Here is an 11,548-nt window from a genome sequence, read left to right on the forward strand (position 1 = left end):
ACTCCACTTTAGCCGACAGAACTTAACTTATTAAATGAGGTGTTATGCTTAAAATATAAATCAATGAGTTAATAAAAAATTTTATATCAATATTTTTATTTTATTTTCATCATATATATTTGCTATCAAGCATTTGCTGTTTTTTGTTAAGAACAGCTATGCCAACGTTTAGAACTTGCGAGGCGGAAAATGACTGGCTTAATGTTTTTTATCAGCTAAATTGACCGCGCTATATCGTTATTAAGTACTAGTATTCGTTTAACCGTTGCACAACAAATCAATGCCTTGTTAACTTCAGTAGGAAATCAAAATAAACAGTAAATAAAACTTCAACAACCCACTGAATCTTTTGCCATTATTGCCATAAGTCAATGGCAGTTTGCTGATTAACCTATTATTAGAATCGCTTAAAAAATAAGGCACACCAATTATAATATGGCATAGCTATATTTGGTGTGTGGCTAGCAATTAAAAATTAAGTTGAAATAATCAGGTAAAACATAATTTTATTGTTCGACCAGAAGAATTTATTACTATGCCCAGAGTAATAAAATCACTACGCTGGTAATGATCAAAAGCATGCCCAAAAACTCTACTAAGGATATTTTTTCTTTAAATATTCTATAGGTAATAAACAAGGTGATGAAAAACTCAACCTGCCCTAATGCTTTGACATAGGCAGCATTTTGAAAGCTTGCTGCGGTAAACCAACCGATAGAGCCTATTACGCTAGTTACGCCAACAAACAAACAAATACGCCAATACTTGACCATTAACCCTAATTGATTTTTGTCTTGAAAATAGACATAAACAAAAGATATAACTGATTGAACCGTGATCATAAATACTAAGGTGACCGCAGCACTGAGTAGTAAATCGGTTTCTAATGCTAAACTTGATTGTCTTATCAGCAATGTTGTTATGGCTAAACCTAAGCCAGCAGCAAGGCCAAACCCAGCACCCGGGTTACGAAATACATCGTTAAAAGTAAATTTTACTTTTGACACGAGTAAAATACCGACAACCCCAACAGCAACAGAAAACCAACCTAAGTAAGTTAAATTGGTTGAAAAGAGTAAGGCGCCAACAACAGCAACTAGAATAGCCTCTGTTTTTGCTAAACTAGAAGCGACGGAAAAATTACGATATTTAAAAGCAATAACTAAGCAAACTGTGCCAATGATTTGGGCAAAACAAGCGATCAGTGCATATTTTAGGAAGTTTGGATTAATTGTTGGCATCTCTAGCTGGCGATATTCAAGTATCCACCATAGATATAACCAAGCAAAAGGTAGCGCATATAAGTAGCGTACACCGGTATTTGCCATGGCATTTAGGTGGCTTGAAAGTTGCTTTTGTCCAGCGGTGCGAATGGCTTGCATAAGTGCCGCTAATAAAGTGAAGTAAATCCAAATGTCCAAAAAAATTCCTAAATATTATTTTATGCTTGTTTAATAAATAAAAAGCACGATACAGCTGTTTAATCTATTGGTTAAGTAGCTGCACCGTGAAAGTGAGCGTATGGCTTTTATTTTTTAGATAAATGAATACCAGCCAACATACAGCGAATAGAACCGCCAGCGAGTTCTATTGTAGGTACATCAATAGGGACAATCTGAACGTAACTTTCAATCATCAATACCTGGCTTGCAGTCAACGAATTATAGGCTGTTGTAGACATAGCTAAAATATTACCATTAGGTGTTGAAAGCTCTAATGCATTACCGGCAAAGTTGCATATTTGCTGATAGGTTAGTTCAATAATTTCTTTATCACTTTTTTGAAAACGTTCGATTAAATTTGTGCGCTCTACTAAATTTTTAACACAATCTAATCCAATGAGTACAAAGTCAGTCGCCATACTCATTAAAACATTGGTATGGTATATGGCTACATTATCATCATCTGTGGCCGTAAAGGGTACAGGCTGATAATCAAAGTCTTTACAAAATTGATTCAGCACACGTTCACTCATTCGATTTGAAATAACGGCATAAGCATATCTATTTGAGTGGTCTAACACCATAGAGCCAGTGCCTTCTAGAAAAAGATGCTGTTCTTCTAGCATAGAATAATCGATAACTTTATTGACTTGGTATTCTTTTGATAATATTTTTATAATTTCTGGATTCTTTTCTTTGCGACGATTCTCACAATACATGGGAAAAATGCCAATAGTGCCATCTTCATGAGTTGTAAACCAATTGTTTGGAAAAACAGAATCTGGCGTGTCTTTTGTAAAATCATCAAAAGCATGTACGGTAACACCATGTGATCTCAATATTTCAATCGTTTTTTGAACCTCTTTTCCTGCTTCGGCTGTAATATATTCAGCTGACACATTAAGACTTGTCTGTTGAAATACATTATCCGCTGCGGTTTCTGGATTCGCTATAAAATGGTGCGGACGGATCATAACAACAGCAGAGGGTGATTGATTAGCGTTTTTCATTAAGGTGTCCTTAAGCTGGGAATAATAACTAGTTCAGTAATTCGAAGAGATTTTTTTGATCTGTAAGCTCAGGCACTAACTCAATAGTTTCGCCAATTTTATGTTCCACGATGAGATCCTTGAGTAATCTCAGTGCTGAATAATCTTCTAATGCAAAACCAACCGAATCAAAGATGGTAATTTCATCATCTGAAGTTCTACCAAGGTGCTTGTTAGCAATAACTTGCCAAAACTCAGTAACAGGGTGATCGTCAGGCAATTGTTGAATGTCACCTTCAATTCTTGATTGCGGTGCATACTCAACAAAAATTGAGCCTTTAATCAGAATTTGTGCATCAATTTCTGTTTTTCCTGGGCAATCACCACCCACGCCATTGATATGAACACCAGCCTTAATCATGTCAAGAGTAATTATCGTCGCTAGTTTTTTATCAGCAGTAACCGTGGTAATAATATCAGCATCTAAGGTGGCTTCTTTTACACTGTCACAAATAATGATGTCTAAGTCAGAGTATAATGAGAGGTTACGTACTAATTTTTCACTTGCCTTACGGTCAACATCAAAGCATTTTATTTTTGTTATGCCTAAAAGGCGATGAAAAGCGATTGCTTGGAAATCACTTTGACAGCCGTTACCAATTAAGGCCATGGTGGTTGAATTAGCTCTAGCAAGCTTTTTAGCTACCATAACTGATGTTGCCGCTGTTCTTAAGGCTGTTGTTAACGTTAGCTCAGATAAGAGTACAGGATAACCCGTATCTACATCAGCTAAAACACCAAATGCCATCACAGTTGAGAAGTTTTTGTGTCCATTATCTGGATGACCATTTACATATTTAAAAGCGTACTGATTAGCATCTGATATTGGCATGAGTTCAATAACGCCCGATTCGCTATGGTTAGCCAATCGAGCTGATTTATCAAATTCTGCCCACCTTAGAAAATCTGACTCTAAATAAGTAACCAGTCTTTCGATGACATGTTCTGTGCCTATTTTTTTTGTCAGTGCAGCGATTGTTTTAACGTCAGTAAAAATGGTCATAATAATTCCTCTGTTTAATTAATAGGAATTATGAACCTGATAAGCGCCAACTATTAGTATAAGCTTTTCACTAAATTGATAACTAACTATGCAGTTTGCTATGTGTTTGTTTTATTTTGATAGGTTTGATTGTGGCGAGCAGGTAAATTTTACACTATTCATTAAAATATAACGCTCAAAGAGTCATGTTTTACTATGATCTGATTTGATGGGATGAGAGTAAAATGCTGGTTTCAGAAGCCGAAATTTCGGATATTCCTCTTATTCGACATAATATCCTATCAAACTCTTCAAGTGAGCTTGTTTGCAACTCAACAAGCATATCCCATCGACCATTGGTTGTATGAATAGTACAAACACTAGGCTCTGACATAAGAGCGAACTTAACATTTTTAGTTGAACTGCCCTTTATTTCAATATTCATATGAGCACGAACCAAAGACATTGTATCATCAGTTTCTGTCGAGACTAATATAGTATAACCTGTGATGATATTGCGCTTCTCTAACTTGGTTAATCTATTTTGTACCGTTGCTCGGGAAACATTAATTTTTTTAGCTAAATCGGACACAGAGGTACGAGCATCTGTTCGAAGTATGCTAATTAATTGTCTATCGATATTATCAAGTTCTCTCATATTGAAAGAAGGCCTTAGCAAATTGTCATTTTATTGTACAATATTAGTTAATTTACAAACTAATTAAAAGCAAATGTTTGTGGCACAATAAGTTCATCAATATTAAAAAATAAAAAAAAGAATAATATGAAAAAAATCTTAATTGGCATAACAACATTTTTTATAAGTTTAAGTGCAATGGGCGCTGAGTTAACTATCGATCAAAAGATTGATCAGCTACTTATCCCTGTCGCAGATTTATTTACCGGTATCATTTTTTACAGTATTGATGTGGCCGGTACTCAGTTTCCGCTTATTGTTCTGTGGCTCATTGTTGCTGCTGTGATTTTTACCTTCTATTTTGGTTTTCTTAATATTCGTGGATTTTCTCATTCTTGCAAGGTTATACGTGGTGATTTTTCAAACCCTGATGATCCAGGTGAAGTCAGTCACTTTCAAGCATTAACCACAGCACTTTCGGGTACTGTAGGTTTAGGTAATATTGCCGGTGTCGCTATTGCGGTTTCAATTGGTGGGCCTGGCGCGACATTTTGGATGATCATCGCTGGTTTTATGGGCATGTCGACAAAATTTCTTGAATGTACTTTAGGTGTGAAATATCGGCGCATAAATGCACAAGGACAGGTTCATGGCGGACCTATGTATTACCTTAAAGATGGTTTAGCCGAATTGGGTTTTAAAAAACTCGGTAAAGTATTAGCGAGTTTTTTTGCCGTGTGTTGTGTCGTGGCGTCATTGTGTGGCAGCAATATGCTGCAATCAAACCAAGCCTTTCAGCAATTTGTTATTGCTATGGGTAATGAAACCAGTTTTTGGGCAGACAAAGGTTGGCTCTTCGGTAGTATACTCGCCGTTGTTATTGGTGTTGTTATTATTGGTGGTATTAAAAGTATAGTCAAAGTTACTGAAAAAGTTGTGCCTTTAATGGCGGGACTTTATTTGTCAGCGGCTCTTTTTGTTTTAGCCTATCACTATACAGAAATTCCGCATGCGGTCAGTCTTATTATTAATGGTGCATTCAATCCTACAGGTGTTGTTGGTGGTATTATTGGTGTGATGATACAGGGCTTTAAACGTTCAACATTTTCAAGTGAAGCCGGTGTTGGTGCCGCTTCAATTGCTCACGCAACCGCCTCTACAAAAGAGCCTGTTAGAGAGGGGTATGTGGCGTTACTCGAACCTTTTATCGATACCATTGTTATCTGTACCATTACTGCATTAGTGATTGTTATTACGGGGGCTTATCAAACAACAGAGGGTATTGATGGCGTTGCGTTAACGTCTAGAGCATTTGCCAGTGTTATTTGGTGGTTTCCTTATGTGCTAAGTGTTGCCGTATTGATGTTTGCTATTTCAACCATGATTTCATGGGCATACTATGGTTCTATTGCTTGGGGATATTTGGTGGGTGAATCGAAAGTATTAGATTTACTTTATAAGGTCGTTTTTTGTATGTGCACTGCGTTAGGTGCCTCGGTAAGTTTAAATGCTGTTATTGCCATATCAGATTCAATGTTCTTTTCGATGGCCATTGCAAATATCATCGGATTGTATTTCTTAGCACCGCAAGTCAAAGTTGATTTGAAGCAGTACCAAAAAACATACTGCCCAAAATAATATCACCCCATTTAAAGATTAAATGCTTAAGTAGCATTTAATCTTTAATCTGTGATACCAAGCCATCAGCACTTTTTAATTTTTGTCTATAGACTTTCTATCGACAAAAATGAGTGAGTAATAAGCGGCTAACGAAACTTTAAATGTTCCCGTTTTATTTTTTATTACTATCTGTTGGGCTATTATCAAACTTAAGCAGTTTCGATGTGAGGACGACCTTACCGCTCTATTTATATCAGAGGACGACCTCTATATTATTGAGTGCTTACATGTCTTGGTTTATCTTATTTATTGCAGGAACTTTGGAAGCTGGCTGGTTAGTTGGTCTTCAAAAATCCGAATCTTTTACAAAACCCTATTATATAATCTTTGCAATTTTCTCAATGGCACTTAGTTTAGTGTTATTTTCAGTTACTTTAAAAGAAATTCTGATTACTACAGCTTACATTGTTTGGTTGGCTGTTGGAGCATCATCCATTTCTATCATAAACCATTATTTTTTTGAACAACCAATCACGATTCAACAATTATTCTGTTTTTGCTTAATATTTATTGGCGTGCTTTGCTTAAAAATATCTAATTAATATAATCAACAAAGTGAGTAAATAAATATGTCTGGTGAAATCGATCTAAAAAAACTAATTGCTGCAATGACTCCCGTTCTTGCTGAGACAGAATATGTTTTTGGCACGCTTGAGACTAATAGCTATGAACAGCTAGCCCAGTTAGAACCTATTGGTACATTTCAAGAGAAAGAAGGATTAACGGTTATTGTTAAAAAAGAAAAAGCGGAGGAGTTTAATATTATACATTCAGGTACATTTAGATGTATCACGTTAACTGTACATTCTAGCCTTGATGCTGTTGGTTTAACGGCTGCTGTTGCAACCAAATTAACGCAAGCAAATATTAGCGCAAATGTTATAGCGGCGTATTATCATGATCATATATTTATTGCATCACAAGATGCCGAAAAAGCATTGGCTTGTCTAAATGAACTTGTCCTTCAGGAACAATAACAATTTAAGCCTATTTATGTGTTTATCAGTAAAATTTGCTTTGTAGAAGATCAAACTTGAACTGAGGCTTTTAGATATCAGGGCTTAGCTAAACCTGCCGGTGATGTTTACGCTAAGCACTTTAAGTGATGGTACACGGCGGAAATATAAGCTTGTCGGGTAGGTTTTGGATTGTAAACAAGCATAAAGTAGACCTTATTATTGGCAGTAATATAATCGCCCATAGATTACCAAAAGCATCGGCTAGCCAATAACACTAGCCGAATTTAAATGTCACCGGCTCCTTTCCTTATTACAGCGCTTTGGCTTAGTGTGTTTTTAAAGAGCCAACTATTAAGGGGAGGGGGATTTTAAATAATAATAATTATCAAGTGTACTGACCCTGCCGGCGCTATTATTGACAGTTAACGCATGGAAATTCGTGTCGAACAAGGCAAAGGAAGCCGAGATTGATACACTATACTGTCTTCCGTTCTATTTGAACGTCTTAGTGCTTGGTTATTTCCCAGATTAAATTAGACCAACCAGATGAGAGTATGCACTAAATCCACGTTTTAAAGAAAAGGTGAGTGTTGCCAAAACGACTAAAACGTCTGTATACATAGCTTATAAACACATTGACTGGAAGCTAACATTGGATGTGTTTATAGGCTAAACAAAAGATCGCTGTTAATAATATACTTCACGCCTTGAGTGATTATTTGAGAGCCATGTAAGCAATGTAATGGATACGTACCATGTGGAAAACATAAAATACCTCCAACCAGTGTGCGAACGTCTTTAAAATATTTACTTTTAAAAGCCTTCTAACACTATTTTTCCGATTGATTTTCCTGATTCAAGCTCTGCATGAGCAGCTCTTAAATTTTTGGCATTAATAGTACCTAAGTTTTTACCCACTGTGGTTTGGATATGACCTTGGTCAATCAAGTCAGATATTTTATTAAGTAAGCGGTGTTGCTCGCTCATATCACTGGTTTTAAACATAGAGCGGGTAAACATAAACTCCCAGTGTAGTGACAAACTTTTTACTTTAAGTTTGCTGACATCAAGGGATTTTGGATCGTCAATTAAGGCAATTTTACCCATAGGCGCTAGCAGTTCAACATAGCTATCTAGGTATGAATCTGTGTGAGTTAAACTGGCAACGTGCGTTACCGGGCCAATATTTAATTGTTTAATTTGAGTCGTTAATGGTTTGGTATGATCGATAACATAATCAGCACCTAATTTTTTCACCCACGTTGCCGAACTTTCACGAGAGGCAGTTGCTATAACGGTTGCACCTGTGAGCTTATTCGCTAATTGAACTAAAATTGAGCCTACACCACCGGCAGCGCCAACAATTAAAATAACCTCGTTTGACTTTGTTGTTGAGTCAGGTTGTTGCTGTTTTATGGCTAAACGTTCAAATAATAATTCCCAAGCGGTAATGGCTGTTAACGGTAACGCGGCAGCTTCACTATCAGATAAGCTTTTCGGTTTATGACCAACGATTCGCTCATCTACTAACTGATATTCGGCGTTACTGCCTTGGCGATTTAAATTTCCAGCATAAAACACTTTATCACCGGGTGTAAAGTGGCTAACTAATTCACCTATCGCGACGACTTCTCCTACAGCATCCCAGCCGAGTACTTTGTATTCACCTTCTTCAGGTGCAGCATTCTGACGTATTTTGTAATCGACAGGATTAACCGCAATTGATGAGACTTTTACTAATAAGTCAACCCCTGACGCGGTTGGCTGTGGTAGTTCAATATCAATTAAAGAGGCTGAGTCGTTAATAGGTAATGATTGAGTGTAGGCAATTGCTTTCATGTTTTTTCCCTGAGTATGTTTCAATTAATCGTTAAGTTATCTTGGCAGTAATGATAGGGCTTGCTTGATAATAAATAAACAGCATAATGATTGAATCTTTATCAAATTATTTTTGACAATTATGTTGTTAGAAGATCTTAATGTTATTTTAAAAGTGGCTGAATTTCGCAGTATTACCGCAGCTGCAGCGTGCTTAGATATGAGTACAGCCACGGCCAGTGCGGCAATTAAACGCGTTGAACGTGCACTTGACGTTGAACTATTTATCCGAACGACTCGGCGTTTAAGGCTGTCTATTGCAGGTGAAAGATACATTCCCCATTGTGAACAAGCATTACAAATGCTCGACAAAGCTAAGCAAAATGTTAAAGACGACTTAGATATTATTGATGGTGAGTTAAGAATATCAGTACCGTCTGACTTAGGTCGGCATTTAATTTTGCCTTGGCTTGATGAATTTATGCAAACGCATACCGGGGTTAGTGTAAAACTTCATATTAGCGATAGTAATATCGATTTTTATCGTGACCCGGTTGATATCGCGCTACGTTATGGCTCACCCACGGATGCTAATTTATATGGTTTCAAAATTTGTAATGTGCCGCGGGTACTTTGTGCAACACCTGAATACTTAGAAAACAATGGTTGCCCTAAACATCCTCATGATTTAGCCACACATAATGGTCTATTATATCAATTGCATGACATGCTTCATGATGTTTGGGCGTTTTCCCAGCAAGGTAAAACCATTAAAGTAAAAATGCAAAGTAATCGTACGTCAAATGACGCTGAACTGGTTAGACGATGGTGCGTGAGCGGTAAAGGGATAGCGGCGAAATCTAGTTTAGATATGTCAAATGATTTGCTTTCAAATAAGATTATTCCAATATTAACCGAATTTACCCTTAACCCGACTGAGTTATGGCTTATTTGCTCAAGTAGACAAACCATTACTCCTGCCGTTAGATTACTTAGAGAGCATTTTAAAATCAAATGTGCTGAGGTATATAGTCAACTTATTGATAAAGAAATTTTAACTAAGGCAGATGTTGATGAGCGGAGTTAGTGTAGTGTGTAAACATATTTACACCTGTATTAGACTATATAGAAACCCAAAAAAATATGGACGATACTAATGTCAACACAACACTAAGTGTTAGGTTGCCAGTGGATAAGCGTACCGGGTCAAGAGTTTAGGTTAGTGTTTCCTGGAGGCTCATTATAGTCTTTCAGTCCTGAATTAAGTCATACTTAACTAGTTCAGGAAATGTGCCTGCTTTATACGAATAATACCTCCAAAAAACATTGATGTTTTCCGTTTTTCTTTCGACGCTACAGGCACCACCATTGCTCGCTAACGAATTGTCAGGGCATGCAATTCTTATTGCTAGCTATATTGTTTTCGAAGCGCGTGAAACATGCTTTCTGTTATTTAATCAGAGGCGGAAATGATGAATGAAACCACTTGGAAATCGTCAGTTTAAAACTCGTTAACTAGCGTTTCGTCGAATAATGGCGGCGAAACGCTGATGATAAAAGACGATTTACCAAGCGCTTAATAAGCGATTGTAATCAAGTTGATGATACAGCTAATAAAATCATTTAGACATATGCCAATTCATACCGGTAGAATAACGGTGATCAAATCCTTTCCATGATTTTGGTGTTTTTCCATCAACAGCAACTTGATTCGAACTGCTAGATAAATCAAGGTATTCACACTGATCTAATTGTTGTTTTAAATGACAGTCCATCATAGCGAGTGTGAAATGCTTATTGGTGTTGTTTAATACCAAACTATCCCAAGAGGCCTCATGGTAATGGCCGATGTCCATTTCACTTATTTTAGAAACTGATGGAGCAGGGTGAGGCGCTATATTGTGTCGTGCATTTTGATAGGTTAGTAAATATTTATCTTTACTGCCTGTTTTTTCATAAAGTGATTTAATGCCGTCATAACCAGAAATATCATCTAATGATCCACCAACATATAAAATTGGAGTATTCATTTTAGCCATCGCTTCTTGCTTAAACAGATTATGTTGTCCGCCCCATGGAGCCATAGCAACAACAGCCTGCCATTTATGGTCAACGCTTGCATTTTTATATTGACCACCTGCACAACTATTCAATAATGACATGACTTTTTGTACTTGCTCGGGATCTTTTAAACCTGTGAATGCCGATGCAGTCGCTGGAGTAAAGTTATAACAAGCGCCAATCGTATTAATAGCACCAAAACCACCCATTGAATAACCCACTAGACCTGCCTTATTATTGTTGATAGCGGCAGAAGCAAAGTGTGTCATCTTTGTTAGGTAGTTAAGGGTAAATTGTTGGTCACGAGAGCGATTTAATAAGGTACTGAAAAAGCCTGATACTGGATTAATGTTAAAATCAACGTCAGCATTAGTTGAGTCTGTATGATCAATAGCGGCAACAATATAGCCATGTGAAGCTAAGTGCTCTGCCAAATAAAACATGATAGTGCTATAACCCGTATAGCCGTGAGAGATAACAACCAAGGGGAATTTAGCGTCATCGTTTGGCGATAATACAACAGCATCTCGATAGGCATTAGCTTGTAGCGAAAACTCAATGCCTGTGCGCGTTTCATTTTCATAGCTGGTTTTAATACTAGTGCTAGTCGCATTACTTGGGTACCAAACTTCAACGACTAATTTTCTATCTTTTGTTGTTTGTGTCTCAGCATCGAATTGGTCAGGGTTAACGATCTCTATTGTTTTAACACCGACCTTAAATTTTCCGAGTGAAGCCAGTTCAGGAACAACATCTGAGGGTAAGGGTGAATATAGCTGCTCGGGTACTAGCGTCACCTGAGTATTTGATGGTGTATTTGCAAGTACGGTATGTGGAAACTGTAAATAACAACATAGTAGCGTACTGATTATTAATGTTTTTTTATTTTTAACTCGCATAATAGTTCCATATTTTTTTGT

The 11,548-nt window shown here is 37.0% G+C and carries 10 protein-coding genes; 4 read left to right on the forward strand and 6 right to left on the reverse strand.

Annotated features, from left to right (window positions below; translation table 11 throughout):
- Positions 1–533 precede the first annotated feature (533 nt).
- The 4 genes from H4J46_RS07780 to H4J46_RS07795 all read right to left on the reverse strand — a co-directional run bounded on the left by H4J46_RS07780 (position 534) and on the right by H4J46_RS07795 (position 4,131).
- Positions 534–1,421 (reverse strand): DMT family transporter, encoded by an 888-nt coding sequence (locus H4J46_RS07780; protein WP_182232963.1) that lies wholly within the window; start codon positions 1,419–1,421, stop codon positions 534–536.
- A 107-nt stretch (positions 1,422–1,528) separates the two neighbouring features.
- Complete coding sequence (gene ctlX / locus H4J46_RS07785; RefSeq protein ID WP_182232964.1) at positions 1,529–2,452, reverse strand: citrulline utilization hydrolase CtlX; 924 nt, start codon at positions 2,450–2,452, stop codon at positions 1,529–1,531.
- A gap of 28 nt (positions 2,453–2,480) precedes the next feature.
- Entirely contained in the window at positions 2,481–3,494 is a 1,014-nt protein-coding gene (locus H4J46_RS07790; RefSeq protein ID WP_182232965.1) for an ornithine cyclodeaminase, read from the reverse strand.
- Between the two features lie 193 nt (positions 3,495–3,687).
- Positions 3,688–4,131 (reverse strand): Lrp/AsnC family transcriptional regulator, encoded by a 444-nt coding sequence (locus H4J46_RS07795; RefSeq protein ID WP_182232966.1) that lies wholly within the window; start codon positions 4,129–4,131, stop codon positions 3,688–3,690.
- A gap of 126 nt (positions 4,132–4,257) precedes the next feature.
- Here H4J46_RS07795 and H4J46_RS07800 point away from each other — a divergent pair, with 126 nt between their 5' ends.
- The 3 genes from H4J46_RS07800 to H4J46_RS07810 all read left to right on the forward strand — a co-directional run bounded on the left by H4J46_RS07800 (position 4,258) and on the right by H4J46_RS07810 (position 6,767).
- The gene (locus H4J46_RS07800) at positions 4,258–5,748 is read left to right on the forward strand and encodes a sodium:alanine symporter family protein (RefSeq protein ID WP_182232967.1); all 1,491 of its coding nucleotides are present in this window, start codon (positions 4,258–4,260) and stop codon (positions 5,746–5,748) included.
- Between the two features lie 269 nt (positions 5,749–6,017).
- The gene (locus H4J46_RS07805; protein WP_182232968.1) at positions 6,018–6,332 is read left to right on the forward strand and encodes a multidrug efflux SMR transporter; all 315 of its coding nucleotides are present in this window, start codon (positions 6,018–6,020) and stop codon (positions 6,330–6,332) included.
- A gap of 27 nt (positions 6,333–6,359) precedes the next feature.
- On the forward strand, positions 6,360–6,767 hold the full coding sequence (locus tag H4J46_RS07810) for an ACT domain-containing protein (protein WP_182232969.1): 408 nt from the start codon (positions 6,360–6,362) through the stop codon (positions 6,765–6,767).
- Positions 6,768–7,562: 795 nt separating this feature from the next.
- Here the strand turns inward: H4J46_RS07810 and H4J46_RS07815 are convergent.
- Positions 7,563–8,588: a zinc-binding alcohol dehydrogenase family protein gene (locus tag H4J46_RS07815; RefSeq protein WP_182232970.1), complete on the reverse strand. Its 1,026-nt coding sequence runs from the start codon at positions 8,586–8,588 to the stop codon at positions 7,563–7,565.
- A gap of 121 nt (positions 8,589–8,709) precedes the next feature.
- Here H4J46_RS07815 and H4J46_RS07820 point away from each other — a divergent pair, with 121 nt between their 5' ends.
- Positions 8,710–9,654 carry a LysR family transcriptional regulator gene (locus tag H4J46_RS07820; RefSeq protein ID WP_182232971.1) on the forward strand — a complete coding sequence of 315 codons (945 nt, stop codon included), beginning with the start codon at positions 8,710–8,712 and terminating at the stop codon, positions 9,652–9,654.
- A gap of 532 nt (positions 9,655–10,186) precedes the next feature.
- On the opposite strand, the gene H4J46_RS07825 is transcribed toward H4J46_RS07820, so the two are convergent.
- On the reverse strand, positions 10,187–11,527 hold the full coding sequence (locus H4J46_RS07825; protein ID WP_182232972.1) for a dienelactone hydrolase family protein: 1,341 nt from the start codon (positions 11,525–11,527) through the stop codon (positions 10,187–10,189).
- Positions 11,528–11,548 lie beyond the last annotated feature (21 nt).

It is taken from the genome of Colwellia sp. MB02u-6 (assembly GCF_014077095.1).
In the GTDB taxonomy this organism is placed as follows: Bacteria; Pseudomonadota; Gammaproteobacteria; order Enterobacterales; family Alteromonadaceae; genus Cognaticolwellia.